9 protein-coding genes are annotated in these 16,227 nt (G+C 49.4%); 1 reads left to right on the top strand and 8 read right to left on the bottom strand.

The annotated features are described in order from the left end of the window. Positions 1-452 precede the first annotated feature (452 nt). From ACESMW_RS01195 to ACESMW_RS01205, 3 genes are all read right to left on the bottom strand, one after another. Positions 453-1,169, bottom strand: a complete 717-nt coding sequence (locus tag ACESMW_RS01195) for an inovirus-type Gp2 protein (protein WP_372985259.1) — start codon at positions 1,167-1,169, stop codon at positions 453-455. 274 nt (positions 1,170-1,443) lie between these two features. Beyond that, positions 1,444-2,988 carry a YfjI family protein gene (locus ACESMW_RS01200; RefSeq protein ID WP_372985260.1) on the bottom strand — a complete coding sequence of 515 codons (1,545 nt, stop codon included), beginning with the start codon at positions 2,986-2,988 and terminating at the stop codon, positions 1,444-1,446. Then, entirely contained in the window at positions 2,955-3,185 is a 231-nt protein-coding gene (locus ACESMW_RS01205) for a helix-turn-helix transcriptional regulator (RefSeq protein WP_372985261.1), read from the bottom strand. Before ACESMW_RS01205 ends, ACESMW_RS01200 begins: the two co-directional genes overlap by 34 nt. Before the next feature lie 99 nt (positions 3,186-3,284). On the opposite strand from ACESMW_RS01205, the gene ACESMW_RS01210 reads away from it, so the two are divergent. Then, positions 3,285-4,595, top strand: a complete 1,311-nt coding sequence (locus ACESMW_RS01210; RefSeq protein ID WP_372985262.1) for a hypothetical protein — start codon at positions 3,285-3,287, stop codon at positions 4,593-4,595. A gap of 84 nt (positions 4,596-4,679) precedes the next feature. On the opposite strand, the gene ACESMW_RS01215 is transcribed toward ACESMW_RS01210, so the two are convergent. The 5 genes from ACESMW_RS01215 to ACESMW_RS01235 all read right to left on the bottom strand — a co-directional run bounded on the left by ACESMW_RS01215 (position 4,680) and on the right by ACESMW_RS01235 (position 16,185). After that, on the bottom strand, positions 4,680-8,063 hold the full coding sequence (locus tag ACESMW_RS01215) for a DEAD/DEAH box helicase family protein (RefSeq protein WP_372985263.1): 3,384 nt from the start codon (positions 8,061-8,063) through the stop codon (positions 4,680-4,682). Continuing rightward, the gene (locus tag ACESMW_RS01220) at positions 8,038-11,430 is read right to left on the bottom strand and encodes a site-specific DNA-methyltransferase (protein ID WP_372985264.1); all 3,393 of its coding nucleotides are present in this window, start codon (positions 11,428-11,430) and stop codon (positions 8,038-8,040) included. Before ACESMW_RS01220 ends, ACESMW_RS01215 begins: the two co-directional genes overlap by 26 nt. Positions 11,431-11,474: 44 nt before the next feature. After that, positions 11,475-12,065 carry a DUF4276 family protein gene (locus tag ACESMW_RS01225; protein WP_372985265.1) on the bottom strand — a complete coding sequence of 197 codons (591 nt, stop codon included), beginning with the start codon at positions 12,063-12,065 and terminating at the stop codon, positions 11,475-11,477. Then, positions 12,062-13,165: an AAA family ATPase gene (locus ACESMW_RS01230; protein WP_372985266.1), complete on the bottom strand. Its 1,104-nt coding sequence runs from the start codon at positions 13,163-13,165 to the stop codon at positions 12,062-12,064. The genes ACESMW_RS01225 and ACESMW_RS01230 overlap by 4 nt, the downstream gene beginning before the upstream one ends. 140 nt (positions 13,166-13,305) lie before the next feature. Next, on the bottom strand, positions 13,306-16,185 hold the full coding sequence (locus ACESMW_RS01235) for an SNF2-related protein (protein ID WP_372985267.1): 2,880 nt from the start codon (positions 16,183-16,185) through the stop codon (positions 13,306-13,308). Positions 16,186-16,227: the final 42 nt, after the last annotated feature.

Below are 16,227 nucleotides of genomic sequence, written 5' to 3' on the forward strand. Positions count from 1 at the left end.
ATCTATACCACTCAAAATCCCACTATAGTTTTGATGTGCGCTGTGACGTGGTGCCACAAAATATGCATTGACGACCTACCTGATGGGTCAGATACGGCCGGAGAGCCACCACTCATACCTTGAACAAAGCATCGCCCCTGTGGTTGCGGATTGCGGAGGATAACTTAAAAGGCTGGAGCCGGGAGGAGTTTGCCACCACATCAGGTTCGAGGCGGCTAACGAGAGCGAGCAACTGATAGGCGCTGAGAAGCCCGACAGTGCGATGTATGCACCTTCATCAAGAAGTGTGATCTTAGAGCGCGCCTAAAGGGCATGAGATAAGCTGAGGAGGCCGGCCACTGGATCACACGGCCTCCTTAAAAAAATGCCTGTAGACGGCCAGGGGCAGAAACTCGGTGACCAAATAGAACGATCACCAAGCCTTGTACACAGGATTACGCAGAAGCCTGAAGTTACCAGTCGGCAAACTTCAGACGCGGAGATACAAAAGAACGATAACCGTCATGGAAGTTTTTTGTTGCCACTTTCGCCAAGTAAGAGCTTACCCAAAATAGATTCTGGAACATCTGCTCATCTCCTCTTTCCAGAAGCATGGAGCCATAACGAACGTAGCTCTGCCCCCTGCTCTCAAGCGCACTCCCATTGGCGAACTGAATCAAGCCCTGAATTTCGGGCGCCCTCATGCCGAGTGCATAAGCCCATGCCTCATGAAGGCGGGTATAAAGATTTTCACATGATAAATCCCACTTTCCAGTCCCCCGAAAAGCATTCCCATTTAAAAGAATAAGGAGATGAAAGTGTGGTTTGCGCTCATGCTTATCATACTCTCGAGCGCACAAGAGCATTAAATCATGATTTCTATCCTGAGGAAGCCGGTCAAGTTTTCGCTTAAGATGGGCTCTAAAATCCTTTATAAATTCATTCCCAAGAAACTCTTCCTCATACCCCCAGTAGTTAGCTGGAAACCTGAGATCAATTCTAAGGGCTAGAACCCGGCTATGTTTTGCCAGCTGCTCCATAATACTCAATCTAATTCTTTCCAACCATTCTTTTACTAAAGGGCCTGCCGATGTCTGTACCGGCAGGCCAAGATATCGATTATCATAGTGAAGATTAAGGTTTGGGTTCTCCACCAACCTCTTCCTCTGTGTTTCTAAATGTTTGATCATCAACAACCCCTAATCATCCTTCACATCTATTCTTAATAAGCCAACACTAAATAAATCCTTACGCATCAGAATACAATATTACTATTAACCGCATGCAGGATTATTCGTAACGACCCAAACTCCCTGCCAAACACAGCAAGACACAACGATAAATAGAAAAATCAACAATTATTAAATATTAACCTTTGGTGTTACGCAAAGACTCAAAAAACCTTGATATTCCTGATACAAATATCAGGAATATCGGGCTTCACTCGAAAAAGAGAGTTAGACGTTACAACAAGTTGGCATTGACAGGGACCCGGATTCGATTTTCCAAACAAAAATTACTCCATTGAAAGTCGTCACGAGGATGCGACGGGTATAAATCAACAACCATCATTCCACTATGGGTAATAAGAACAGAGATCTCGCCAATCCGAGACAACTCATCCAAATTATTATCGAGAACAAGCTTATTCCTCATTCGAGCAGGTCCACTCTGACGAATTTTATTTTTCCTAACAAAGCGACGACCATCATCTCGTACCCCTTGAAGATAATCTCTTAGCGCCGCCAGATCTTTCACATATTCGGGAGTAGACTCAAAACACCGCAAAAAAACGTCAGAGAAGAAAAAGCCCATAATTTCTGCATCTTTAAGAACCCCAACTGATATCTCATGCTCCTCGCCATATTCAATGCAGGATAATAGTGCGGCAATCCTGGTTATATTTTCAGCGAGTTTTGATCCATGGTCCCTCGCATACTGGAATCGCCCATTTACTTGTAAGTTTTCCTCGATTTTGTTATACAGCGACTCCCAGTAAGTCTTGGCTTCCTCAGTAAAACGAAGTATCTTCTTATCATCCCTTGAGCTTTCAATATTACCCTTTGTCGCACGGAGTATTTCACTAGCTCTCTGAAGGTAGCTTTGATAACCATCACTATCTCCTCCAAGTGCTCCCCTCAACAACCTGGTACCTTGCGAACTACTTGGATTACACACCAAGAAGCGCGCTAAAAAACCAATCCCCCGTGACTCATCTCCTCTATTCTTCATGAACTTATCTACGGCGCTTGGCTGTGCCATTAACGAGACCGTCAAGCGCGCATCACTTACGGTGAAACTCTCGGAACTTTTCCGAGTAACGTTGAAAGGCTCAGCCGACCAAAGCTTGTTAAGCCGTGGTAAATCTTGGACAATCCTGCCATTCAAGATGGTGGCGCCTTCATCGGATACCAGAGCTGCGCTCCCGCATCCATGGTTTAACTCAAGAGCAATTGCTTCAGTTGTCACATCCTCAAAAATCATCTGAAATTTTCTTGGCTTTTTCGGTTCGTGCTTCCTTAATTCCACTAGTTGAAGCTTCAAATCCTCGACACTTAGTTCCTTTTTCAGTCTGCCTGATATTTTCTTCCGTAAGACTTTTACTGCGTCCCGGAAAACTTCGGTCTCAGCTTCATAGGTGGCCATTTTTTCTGCATACTCCTCATTTTGGCTAGCCTGAAACTCAACAACAGGCTTCTCCAAAAGACGAGCAACTGTAGACTTTCTTTCCCCGGAATCAGCAATCGTTAATCCAAACAGTGAGACCGGCCCCACCCCCACTCCTGGACGTTCAACATCGATCCTCCCCTGTAAAAGAAGGGAATACGTCGACAAAGCTGACAGCAAAATCAAGTCAGCCGGTGCCTGGGTCTTCCTCCACAACGAGTGCACAAGGTTGTGTGTCATTGGGCATGAGCCGGGCGCCTGCAGCGGCTGGTTCATTACTGGCAGTGCTGGAAGAGTAACTGGCAGATTCATGACCGGGCCTCCATTCTTGCCTGCAGCCATTCAATGACCTCCTGCTCAACGTAACCAACGGATCGCGCTCCTAGTTTTATGGGTTTTGGGTAGTCCGGGTCGTAGCTTGAGGAATTCACATTCAATTTCGCGAAGTGGGTCGCTCGCGAAAGAGACGTCATTTCTAGAACCTCATGGATTTTGAGAATCCTCAAAGATCCGGCGGTAGTTAGCGATGGTGCGGTCATGCAGCCTCCTGTACAAAGTACGATGTGGGTTCAGCTACAATGGAACCAGAATCATCCGAATCGAGACATCAAAACCCCATGGGAGATAGCTGCAAAATCATGGAAAGAACATCGCCATCAATGAGTTATAGCGATTTGCAGAACACGCTGGATGAAGGTTTTGCCGAGCAACGACACCGCGATCTCTGGCTTTTTTTATATTCTAGCCGCCACGCACACATCCAATTGCACCACCCGGATGCACACAAAAGTCTCTGCATAAGAAAAAGCAATCAGCTGATCGATGACACATATCTCCTACTAGAAAAATTTGCACCTGCGGAAACTATGGCGCTCCGTCCAACTAGTGAAAAATTAGCGGTGCTATTCTTTAGGTTTTGCTTTGGCATCACATATGCTTTTCATAGGCGACACTTCGCAGACGGCTTCATCGACATTCGCTTTGAAGCCCAACTTGCCCGCTACAACGCATTCATCAACAAGCTCACCCGAGATCAGATAGCAGTCGTATCTCAGCTGCATGATCTTACTCACAAATACGGCTTCCTAATAACTGAACTTTGGCTGCCTCTAGTTAGCTCGAAATCATTAATGGAAACTTTCGTTATAAAGAATCTAGAAATTAAAGATATCGCTCCAATTCCATCCTTTACTTTTACCAAAAAGCAAAGTCATCTCCAAGGCATCCAAATATCAAAAAAAGAGCACCAGAATAAAATAACTAAATCATGGGACCTTGTCATATTCATCAATGAAAATGACAAGCTATCAGACATAAAAGAGAAGGTCAGTGGTTGCTGGAAACTCTCTGAAAATCAAGTTATCGGTGACCACAAAAATCACAATATAGCTTTCTATGTAGGTAGGAAGCAGTGCAGCATCAGAAACTTATTAGACACAATCAAACTTCAGATCGATCAATTAAATAGCTATAACAACGGACTTTCGCTAATCGCAGAACCGGAAGATCTGGGCGGCTTTAATAAAAATAAGGCTAAGGCAAGCAAAGAAACTAAGAGAAATCTATCATCCACAATAGATCGCCTTAGATTAAGTGAAGGACTTATATATAAGCGCTGGAGCGTAGGACAGAGTAACGTGCGTCGCTCGGTAGGGCTTTACCTGTGGGATCAAAAAAATATCGAAACACCTTCCCGAAGCAGGAAAAGCATTATAAGGGACTTAATAGATAAACTGAAACGCCAACAACCGGAAGCTCTTGAATTCTATTTCAAAAACTTCAACAAATATGACTCACCAGCGCAAACAACAAAATTTGGAGACTCAGCAGGCGCTCTCGAAACAGTGACGAGAGAAATGGAGGCGGATTTCGATTTAACAGATAACTGCATTCGAAATTTCGAATTCCTTACGCCTCAAGATGTAAAATCCAGAAGAAGAAAAAGCTGAGCAGTCACTTTCTCACTTCTTTTCAGGGAAAAAGCCCGGAAATTGAACGCTATTCCCGGGCAACACCCCAAATTAACTCCACCTCTAAACGGCAGAAACGCTCTCAACCAGCTTCTCAATATATCGGTCATCTTCCTCCCGGAAGAGGATATTCCAGCTTTCCATAAGCTCCCGTGTCACGGGCTGGCCCGCAGCATCCCTCCACTGACTTACCAGTTGGGAGGAGTGGGTTTCCGAGATCAGGAAGGCATGTAGCTCGATTCCAGCGTTCTCAGGTTGCTGCTGGCGCAGGTCTCGCTCGATATCTTTGATGGTCTCATGGAAGCGAACTTTGGAATCGTCCGGTTTGTGATGGCGGAGGCCTTTCGGGTCGACGAACACGACTTTTTGCGACTGGCCTTTCACTAGCCACAAGATGAAGTCCGGGTAAAAGCCGCCGTCGACGAACACGCCTACGGCACCTTGCCCGGTCTGGTTCCGCAATAGGTAGACCTCGTAGCCTTCAAACGCACCAGATTTTGTGGCTGACTGTACATCTCGCACAAAATCAGCCTCACCCTTGTTCAGTGAAACCGGGCTTACCTGGAAGTCCAAGCCTTGGGTCGACGCCAGCAGAGGCTGATAGAAGTGTCGTTCGCACCAAATGAATTCCAGCCCTTCTGCAACCTTCTGATTCCAGAAGTCCACATCCCCCTCAGCAATACTTTCGCGGAGATTGGACAGCTGCTTAATCAATGAGTCATGCCGTACTCGGTCCAGCGTGATCGTGTAGCTGCCGTCTGGTGCCGCCTCGCTGACACCAGGCAAATACTTCCGGTTCTCAGTAATAGGCCGGTATTCAAGCTTGTCCGCCTCCCACTGCTTTCTACGGAAGCCATAGAACAGCTCACAGTACTTTCTGAGCAGAGAGATCGCCATGTCATGCCACAGCGTCATCTTCTCCAGCCGACCCAGCTCCATGGCCTCATCAGGGGCATAAAGCCGGTACCAGTCGTACCGGTTGTCTGTGAGCAGCTTTTCCACCACATCCTGAGTGATGGTCAGGTTCGACCAACGCTTGTCCCGCTTGAATGCCAGCAGCTCGAAATAAAGGCGCTGCATATCCAGCAACGCGATGTGAGTCGGCTTCAAACGCTGGATTTTGGCACCGGTGTTTTGAACGCCCTTCTTGTCGGTTGCGAACAGTCCAACCTGGGGATAGAAATCCAGACTGACCCTTGGCGGATTGCAAAAGTAGTCAATCTCAGTCGGCTCCAGGTCCCCTGGCGCCTTCAGTACTACCTGTTCGGCAAGTTCCTGAAATGCCGTACCGGAACCGCCAATGGCCTTATTGGCAATGCTTTCCTTTACTCGAACAACATTGAGGTCCTTGCGCAGATCCTTCATCGGTTTCAGCGGAAGCACGAATTCTTCCAGGCCTTCGTTAACCGGAATCTCTTCCTCTTGCAGCTCCTTTCTGAATTGCGCGATGTAATCGGCCTTGACCCCGAAAATATTCAACGTCTCCATGACACCGATGTGCTCAGGCCGCTCTATGCCAGCCTCTTTCAATCCGGCTGCCAGCTCGGCAGAACGTTTCAGCGTTGTCTTCCATCCCTTCAACCTCACACCACGGCCGAAAAGCTGAATGATCTGGGCACCCTCATTTCTGCCAACGTTCATCAACGTCATATTGGAAACGCGCCAACTGCTCCAACCCTCGGTGAACTTCTTCGAGCCCAACAGTAGGTTGACCGGCGAACCGTCGGTATTGATGCCATGGAACAGGCTTTCGCTAAAACGAGAATCCTGAGTGAACAGGTCGTGCTTCTCGCAGAGTTTGACCAGCTTTGAGTCATCCCCCACGTTGATGACACCGAAAGGCGTGTCTGAAGTGCCAGCTCGAAGCGCGATTTCGCCGGAAATGCCAGTAATGTTTTCGATGTGGAGACGACCACCACTGCTGTGGAACACCCGGTCTAACAGGTCGTGATAAAGCGTATCCCCACTTTCGCCAAGCTCTTTCAGGTAATTGAATCGGCCATGCAACAGATCGGTACCACCCTTGGCAACCATACCGCGCTTCAGAAGGTAATCAATGGCAGCAACCGTCTCCTCCTGCTTGTGCAATACCTGGTCGATAAACGCCAGCACCTGAACCGTGTCTGAAGCTTCACCGCTGGACAGCCCGGCCGTCACTTTGGAACTGACAAACACCCACAGGGGCCTCTCCAGGTTGAAGGGCTTGAAGCTTGCGCCGTGTTCTTCGAACAACCGCAATTGCTGGTAGTAGCTCAGTAACGATGCAACCAGATATCGGAATTCATCCTGGGCATTGGGATTCGCCTGCAGGTTCAGAATCTGGGATTGCTTACCATAGCCATCCCCGTAGAAATGTCGGTAGGAGTAATCGAACAGAATGGCCTTGGTATAGGTCTGGCGCAGGTTCTCGTGTTTGGAGCCTGACTGGGCAAACGTAGCGGAGTATTCAAAGGAAAAACCCAACGAACACAATTTTTGCCGGTATTCGTACCAGCTGCCACCCCCACTGGCTGTTCCCCGATGACCCTCGTCCACCAACAACAAGTTGCGAGAGCCGAAAGAGTCGACAGCAACCGTTTTCTTCTTCTCGCTATCACGGAGCTTGTTGATGTCGATAACAATCACATCCTGAGCAAACAGATCACCGCCACGAGCAGAGAACTCACTGGCCCGGATTCCGGATTTCTCCAGATCACGCAGGTGCTGCTGCGTAAGACCCTCGTTGGGGGTCAGCAAAATAATCTTGTTAATGTCCCCGGCTTTACCATACCGCTGCAGGTAGAAGCGATATTGCAGGATGTTGGCATGCATGATCAGAGTCTTGCCGGACCCGGTCGCGCTCCAATAGGCCACCATATTGAGTTGCGGCCAAAGATCGTCTTCCGGGTTCAGCAATTCCAGTGCCTTATGCTTAAAGCCCTGCTCCACAATCCAGTGCTCATTCCAGCGCTCAATCTGATGATTGAGCGCCTCCAGTAATTCATCCGGCTTAGTGAACAGATAGTCGAGGTAAATCTCAGTGAACAACAGCGTCAGGTACTGGAAGTACTTCCACTCAATTGGCTCTTCACCCGATGTCATACGAGCGTTATTGATGGTATCCGTCAGCTGCTTTATCCGGCGGTCGTACTCCAGGAGTTGCTCATCGCTCAGCTTGGCATTTTCGTTGAGATTCTCCCGGATTCTCTGAATCAGCAGGTGCTCCCCCTCAGCATTACGACCGCTGGTTTCGCCAATCAACTGGAAACGGTCCCGGAACGCCTCGAGCGTTGGCGCTTCCCGGTTTCCCAAATCAAACTGGCCACTGAGAGAATCGAAGCCGAACAGAGAAAACAACCACTGGTTCAGCACCAAGTGATGGCGGAAGGGCAACGTCTGTTTGCTGCCCTTGGCGGATTTCCGTGCTGCCATGATATTCCCCTTAGTGAACCGCTTCGGTGTCAGCAAACATCAGCCGATGGAACGCTTCCTCGATCAGCTGGATACGCGCCTGCTCCATGGGTTCACCCTTGCGGGACCGGGGGATACTGATGTTGTGGTCACCGTTTACGTACAGCACGTCGATCTCGTCGTCCTGGCTTTCGGTCAGGCGAATAGAGAGCTTCTCGATCAGTACCGCATCCAGCACAGCATTGTCCTTCTGGATACCATCGGCCTCTCCATCAATGACCGACGGCAGGTTTCTCCATACCACCAGCACCTGCTGCCCAGTCCGATTCGTGCCGTAGACGGTTCGGAACCACCACTTGCCGGTTTCACTGCGCTTAACCTTCGCCTGCCAGCGGCCGTATTCGCCTTGGTTCAGCTCAGCCTCGAAGTGAATGGGGGCGGCAATATGTTCGACTTCCAAGCCCAGGAGATAGTTGAAGGTTTCCAGCAAATCGACATTTATAGACCGAGTTTGATCACTATTAGAAGCGCAAACTTTAAGCTCGTAATGATCTGGATTCCAGAACTTCCTAGCATTAAGAAGGGAGTTAGATTCCCGTGATTCGACTTCAAGCATGTAATTCAAAAAATACGCTTCTCGGGCAGCTTGAACCTGAGGCGTTGAAAGCTCGCCAAAGATCTTTTGTTGATTTGGCGACTTGGTTAGAGACAAGTTGTTGAGAGAATCTTCGTAGCTTTCAAGTCGAAGATATTTGAAGAACTGTGATGTGGATTCGAATGTGCCATCTTCCGATAATTGAGGCAATCCACCTTTCCAGCGGGCAGAATACGAAACCTTTTTCAGCCTAGGAATAATAACAGTATCGAAATGCTCTCCCATCTCGATCAAAATATATTTACGATTTCCACCATCGGTTCTGTTTTTATCAATGACCGCATGGCCAGTGGTTCCTGAACCGGCAAAGAAATCAAGAACTTTAGCATCCTTTTTGTTTCCACCAGAAATATGAACAGTGTCCTTAACTGCATGTATTGATTTCGGGTAGGAAAAAGCCATATTTCCAAATAAATCCTTAATCAACGCTGAACCATGCTCAGTTGCCGAATACTTAGCGTCAAACCAAGAAGAGACCGATACTACGCCGTCATCATTTGGACGCCTCTTGTAATATACATAGTCTTTTCCTGATCGATCCTTTCGAATACCAATTAGACCTGGTGATGAAGCGACCTTCGAGTTCTCCCATCTCCACGTTTTTTCATCCCCCTGGTCGTTAATCGGCCAAACAACTGAATCAGTGGGCTTTGGATCTTCAGTAACGACCCATGACTTATCCTGCTCTTCCCAGTACATTTCTGGCACATAAGCCTTTTCATCTCTGATATAGATTGGATAATAAAGTGCGCGCCTTGCGCTTCGGTCAGAGTTCGAGCCTTCTCTTCTTAAATTTCTCCATTCGAAGATTCCAAATTCATCCTTCTCGCTGAACCGAGACAGCTGAGCGTCGGTCGGGGGCAGCCTACTTATATTAGACTCATCACTCTTTCCCACAAAAAGGTTGTACTCATGCGAAACAGAGTATCCGGTCTTGGTCGGTCGACCTGAGGGGTTGGACCGGATAGAGAACACTCCCAGGAGCTCCGATCTGAAGACCGACTCTAATAGAAATGCGAGCTCCTTTTGTTGTTCATCATCTATAGCTGACGCCAAAACACCATCACGACACATCAAATCTCTTGCTAACTGAAGTCGGTCATTCATCAAAGAAATCCAACTTGATGATTTATATCCATTTTTATACATTATGGCACTGGCATCAGTGTTATATGGCGGATCTATATAAATGCACCCGACTTCTGACGCATATCTCTCTTTCAAGAAAGACAGCCCTTGGAAGTTTTCTGCATTGATCAGAACGCCATCACACTTCTCATCAAGTCCCTCAACAAAATCAAGTAGACCCTGTTTAAAAGATTTATCAAATTTTGCAGTATCGACCAAAAGGTACCGGTATTTCGGGTTGTCAAGAACACCTGAATAACCTACTTTTTCTAAACACTTCCGAAGATCGGTCAAATCGATTTTATAGAGATCTTCCCACTCTTTTAATTGATCACTATTGCTAAAGATCTCTGCTAGAAGACCGTCATTGCCAGCCAGCACATCTAGCGTAAAACAGTAATTAGTTTCGGTTACGAACTTCTTTTTCAACCACAGTTTCTTCTGAAAGTTCTCCAACTGCGCAAGGAAAGCGATGATCTTCTCTCCAAGCGAACGAATCACTTCAATCTTGCTGAGCAGTGGGGCAAGTCTTGCCGTATCATTTTTTAACGAGGCGATATCCTCCCAATCGAGGAGCTCATTCTTGATGTAAAAATCCAGCTCCCGGGTTAAAAATCCGGCGAGATCTTTGTGGATGAAATAATCAAACGTATTCTTCTTGGTGTAGTTATTCAGTTGCCCAGCCAGCATTGAATAATCAGCTTGGTTGCCATCAGCCTTACGGTAGGACTTTGCCAGCGCACTCTTCCAATACTCCGGCACATCCGAGGCCGCTCCCAAAAGCCTTTCTTCAGCAATCGCTCGGAGCGCATCTTGTGTCGGCGGTTTCTTCTGGGCTGCAGCTGTCGCCTTTTTCTTCTCGGCTTCTGTCCAGTCGCTTTCCGTTGCCGGCCGAAACACGAACCGACATTGCAGTTCGGTGTGCTGGTCACCGTACTCGGTTGGTTCACCGGTGATCAGCTCAAACGGGTTCTCTACGTCCAGCACGAAAACTCGACGACTATCACCGGATTCTTTGTTGTTGTCTTTTGCACCGGCTTCCGCATCCACCAGCTTGAAATGAACCCGCATGGGATCTTCACCGGGGCCGGCATCCGGGTTCAGGCGGAAGCTGTAATCCCGCAAGGTTTCGCTGCTTTTAATGTAGTACTGGTCTTTGTTGGCCCAGTGCAGCACCACTTCTTCCCCCTGGTAGGGAATCGCATAGGTACCGTCTTTGTATACCCGGCGCGACAGGAAGTCGCCCTCGTTGTAGTAACGGTTAAAGAAGGTGACCAATGCGTCGTAGACTTCGCCCTCTTCCCGCGCGAGATCAAATCCACCCTGCAACTGCTGCTTGAGCTCCTGCACCTTGGGAATCGCGTCTGGGTCCATCCCCAGGCCTTTCGCGCTCTTGATGTGCTCTTCCAGCTCGGCTTCAAGCTGTGCCTGATCTTGGCTAGCGTATTGGCTGAACGCTTCCTGAGTGATTCTCGGCAGGTCTTGATCAATAAACCGATTAATGTCGTCTTTACGGGCATGCATAATGCGATAGAGCCCGAAATCCAGTTCTGGCTGATTCAGCTGGAACATTTCGCGCAAAAGGTCGGCAAATTTCTGTCGACGTTGCTGGGCCTTGAACTGCTGTGTCGCGTTACTCATGGTATTCCCTGTTAAAAGATCAAACTTGGCAGGTTGGGGTAGATTCAGGCCAATTCGAGGAGGCTTGAAACCCAAGCGTTAAATCTGGGGCACTGGTTGCGTACGGCATCCAGTGATTGTTCAAGTATTACCGGGCCGTGGAGCTTTTTGTCGTAGGCGGCAGCCAGGCCTTTAATTCGGCGGGAGGGGCAGGTTTCATAGCCGTCGTTTACATTTTCGGCGCCGCCTGCTGTTGTGACGATTTGCCTCAGCTGTTCGGCTAGGCCATTTACGCCAAGTGTATTCTCTGCCTGGTCTGGCGCAGCCAGCACCAAAGCCTCGAACTCGTATAGCTGCACGTATGGCAGCAACAGATGGCGTTGTCCCGGCTCCAGGAGCTCTTTAATGGCATGCTCAACGGCTTCCACGCCACCCTCTGGGCGTTTATGAAAGCCGTAGTAGTCGTAAAATGTAGTCACGTAATCGAAGGCCGGGATCAACCGTTTCAGCTCGTTACCGATGCGATCCAGTGACACTTTCCCGCGCATGTCTATCGGGCTGGCAAAGATGCCATGCTGGCTCAAAAAAGGAGCGAGAACTCTGGTGACAAATTCCCGCTCCGTTGCGCCCTCAACACTGACTCCAAGCCTGATCATTGGGGCGTGCCTCCAAGCAGGTTTTTCTCCCACAGGTCGCCCAGGCGATAGTCTTCCAACCAGGACTCAAAGGCTTTCGGGTCAAGCCGCCGGAACTGAGAGTTGTTGTCCCTGTGCTCTACCACAATCACGTTTTCTGGCTGAAACTCGTTGGCAAGCGTTACGGACTGAGTTGACGCAATAATCTGCGTGTTCTCACTGGCTGACCGCAGCATGGAGCCCAGCAACTGGATAGCGTACGGGTGCAAGCCCAATTCCGGCTCATCCAACAGGATCACCGACGGCAACTTTGGTTGAAGCAGCAGTGTTGCGAGGCAAATAAAGCGAAGAGTCCCATCCGACAAGGAATGGGCATCAAAATAAGCATCGTTGCCCTTGTGCTTCCAACGGAGCCGGATTTTGCTGTCGTTGTGACGATCGGGCTCCAGGATGAAGTCGTGGAAAAACGGTGCCGCGCGCTGAATGGTTGAAACGATGCGCTGGTATGACTCTGGTTGGTGTTCCTGAACGTCAAACAGGAACGCTGCGAGATTTTCACCTTGTTCTCTCAAGCGTTCGTTGTCCTGAACTTCGCACGGTTGCTTAACAACAGCAGTTTTACTGGTGTCGTGGAAGTGGTAGACCTTCCAATCTTCGATGTACCCAGCAACGTGGCCCGCAATGGTCGCGGTGTTAGGCCTTGGCAGGCCTGATTCTGCTGCCCCAGGGTCGGCCAAATTCTTTTGCTTAAGCCCGCCGCCATACCCAATTTTGTTGCCATCAAAACGACAGGTTTCAGACTGGAATACCAGACGACCATCGTTTGTTGGCATCAGTTCACAAGTGTAGGAATTGGGATCAAATCTCAGATTGGCTGAGAGTACCGGCGTTTGCTTCCGCCCAAAGTGCAAAACGGCATCAGCTCCACCCTGCTCTGCCACATAGAGCTGGAGATCTTTCTGGAGCAGCTTGTTCATGAAGCGGAAGAAGTTGATGAAGTTGGACTTCCCGGCGCCGTTAGGCCCAATCAGGACGTTGAGCCGGCCAAGGGGCAGGTCCATTTCCTTGATTGAACGAAAACCGCTCAGCTTGAGATGGTTCAGATAACCTAGCTTAGGCATGATTAAGCTTTCCCGTCAGATACCTACGTCCAGTACGGACAAATCGACCTGGCCAGCTAGTCTGGCTTGCCGGTAGATCAAAATGGGCGGAATTCTCCCACAAATGCCGGGGTAATCTCTAATTTGTTTTGACCTTGATTCTATTCCAGGCGCCAGCGAATGCGAAACAGATGATGAGAGCTGCTGCTTTGATGCATTTGCCTTTCCAGGGCATCAATCAATGCATCTCGGCGGGCTTCAATTTCATCCTCAACATCAAATATTTCCTGTCGCTGCCTGCGCTGCAACCGACTCAAACGTTGCAGCTCCTCCTCGGCGTGCTTCTGCTGTTCAACGCTCTCAGCCATTCTAGCCTGCCGTTTGGCTTCTTTGATTCGTGCCCGGGTATCCTCTAGCTTTTGTTCTGCGCTCAATAATTGATCATCCGCCCAGGCTTCAAGCTTTGAGCGTTCTCGCTGAAAGTATTGGTTGTTTTCATCCAACAACCGGCTGAGCCGAGCGTCCAGCTGTCGGGTAACGGTTTCAGTCAAAAGACTATCGGGCTGAACCTCAGGGCCATCCGAGTTGCTGGATAAGGCCTCACCTTGCAACCGGAAGATGAGCTCGCACTGCTCTTCATCCAGCAATGTTCCACCATCGGTGATTGCGGTAAAGACCAGATGCTCTTCCTGCTGAAAACTTTGCAACTCCAGGAGATTAAGCTCTAGCCACCCAGATTTTTCCGGCAGGTTCTGGAGGGCGGAAAGCTTCGCTTCGTGCCCGGAAAGGTTGAACACCATTTCGGTAACCGGCGTTTCCAGTCTGCGCCCGGTGTCCAAAACATACTCACCTAGCGGGTGGCTCAAGCGGTAGAGGTGAGCATGCTCTGATGGCTTCTCGCCTTTGCGAATCAATTCATAAGCTCCTGAGGGCACCTTGGCCAAGGGGCTTTCTTTCAGATCAAAGGCAAGACGCTTTTCGTCGAAAGTGGCGAACCGAGCCAGTTGATGACGGGTCAGTTGCCAAAATAAACGACTTACCCGATCCAGCTGTTGCTCAGCACGCTCACGCTGGATTTTGAGCAGGTCGTGGATTTGCGCATCAAAATGCTCCAGGAGCTTTTCCTGGGTCTCCTGCATTCTCAGATTGATGTTTTCTTCCAGTTCTTTCTGAAGCTCATTAAAGGCCCGCTCTATCTCTGACTGAGAGCGGCACGTGTCATAGATAGCTGCAATGCGCTTCTCAAAATCGACACCAGATTCAATTCTGCCCAACACTTCATCCGACGCACCAAACAGGCCATCAAACAAATGGAACTTATCGCTTAACAGCTCAAGTACCCGCCGATCAGCTTCGTTCTTCTGGTTGAGAAAGTTGATAACAACCACATCGAACTTTTGACCGTAACGGTGGCAGCGGCCGATCCTTTGCTCTACACGCTGAGGGTTCCAAGGCAAATCGTAATTCACCACCAGGCTGCAGAACTGCAGGTTTACGCCCTCTGCCGCCGCCTCGGTCGCGATCAGTATTTCTGCGTCATCCCGGAAGTGATCAATAATCGCCGTTCGACGGTCAACCGCCGGACTCCCGGTGATTTGATCAGAGCCTTCATTCCGGGCTAACCAACGCTTATAAATTGCCTGTGTCGTCGCTGAGTTATTGGTCCCGCTAAACGTTGCGACCTTGCCAAGGTAGCCATGGCGCTCCAGGAATTGCAGCAAGTATTCCTGGGTACGCCGGCTTTCCGTAAAGATCACGGCTTTACGTTCAGCGCCCATTTCGGTCATGTGGCTGAAGCCTTGCTCAAGGGCATTCAGCAAGGCCGCTGATTTAGCGTCTTCCGTAATCTTGTGAGCCAGATCTAAATACTGCTCCAGCTCCGCAATTTCGCCACGGAGACGATCCAGCTGTATGGGCTCACTCTGCTCTTCAACATCAGCCTCGTATACGCCCTCCTCATCGGCTGCTTCATCAAGGAGCTCGTCTTCGACATCTTCACTCCCAATCAGTTTTTCCAACCAGTTGTCTTCATCTTCCTGCGCTTGCTCCAGCCGTTTCAGCCGGTCAATCATTGTCTCCAGCGTGTTGATAATAGCGCTGGTGGAAGAGGCAAGGAGCTTCCGGACTACCAAAGTAACCAGGTGGCGCTGTTGCAGCGGAACGCCATAACTGTTTTCACGCTGAAGATAGGCTGACACAAGATGGTAGAGCCGCAGCTCATCTTCCGACGGGGCAAAAGGTATGGTGATCGCACGCCGTTGCGTATACCGAATGTATTCCAGAACCTGTTTGCGCAATGTCCGCTTGGTGAACTCTTGAAGTCGGTCTTTCAGCCCCTCCAGATCTTCTCCACCACGGAGATACTGGCGCCGGAAGCTGAGCGCATCACCGAATAACTGGCTGTCGATAACCGTTGATAGGCCGTACAGCTCCATGAGTGAGTTTTGCAGGGGCGTGGCGGTCAGCAGCAACTTGTTGCAGGCACCAAACGACTGCTTGATGGCCTGGCCGGTGCGGTGGCTTTCCCGGTGGGCGTTACGGAGTTTGTGGGCCTCGTCAAATACAACCAGATCCCACGGAGTAAGCCGTAATTTATCCGACATTTTGGCGGCAAAGTTATAGGAAATAACGTTGACGCCAGGTTGGTCGAACGGATCTGCGGTCCCTTGTCTTCGTAATTCTTTATAGGCTCGCGCATCCAACACCTGCGATGGCAAATGAAACTTTTCTGCCAGTTCGTTCGCCCATTGCTTACGCAGCGCAGCCGGGCATACCACGATCAACCGCCGTCTACGTTCTGCCCAGTACTGAGCCAGCACCAGGGCTGCCTCGATGGTTTTACCCAAACCCACCTCATCCGCCAGAATCACGCCTTTCACCAGAGGGTTCTGTAGAGCGAATAACGCAGCGTCAATCTGGTGAGGGTTGAGATCTACCGAAGCATCGAACAACGACTGAGTGAGACGACCAACATCACCACCACGGCGCTGCCTGGTGAGCTCATAGGCGAAATACTTGGCGTGGTAGTCCGTTATGGTCATGAGTTACTTCCTTTTTTGGAGGCGCAAGCAGTTTCAACTGTA

The organism is Marinobacter sp. (assembly GCF_041690455.1).
Classification (GTDB): Bacteria; Pseudomonadota; Gammaproteobacteria; order Pseudomonadales; family Oleiphilaceae; genus Marinobacter.

Bases quoted from the DNA above. Each gene is read 5' to 3' on its own strand.
- ACESMW_RS01230 (WP_372985266.1), bottom strand. From the start codon at position 13,165: ATGCCTAAGCTAGGTTATCTGAACCATCTCAAGCTGAGCGGTTTTCGT.
- ACESMW_RS01235 (WP_372985267.1), bottom strand. From the start codon at position 16,185: ATGACCATAACGGACTACCACGCCAAGTATTTCGCCTATGAGCTCACC.
- ACESMW_RS01225 (WP_372985265.1), bottom strand. From the start codon at position 12,065: ATGATCAGGCTTGGAGTCAGTGTTGAGGGCGCAACGGAGCGGGAATTT.
- ACESMW_RS01200 (WP_372985260.1), bottom strand. From the start codon at position 2,988: ATGGCTGCAGGCAAGAATGGAGGCCCGGTCATGAATCTGCCAGTTACT.
- ACESMW_RS01195 (WP_372985259.1), bottom strand. From the start codon at position 1,169: ATGATCAAACATTTAGAAACACAGAGGAAGAGGTTGGTGGAGAACCCA.
- ACESMW_RS01220 (WP_372985264.1), bottom strand. From the start codon at position 11,430: ATGAGTAACGCGACACAGCAGTTCAAGGCCCAGCAACGTCGACAGAAA.
- ACESMW_RS01210 (WP_372985262.1), top strand. From the start codon at position 3,285: ATGGAAAGAACATCGCCATCAATGAGTTATAGCGATTTGCAGAACACG.
- ACESMW_RS01205 (WP_372985261.1), bottom strand. From the start codon at position 3,185: ATGACCGCACCATCGCTAACTACCGCCGGATCTTTGAGGATTCTCAAA.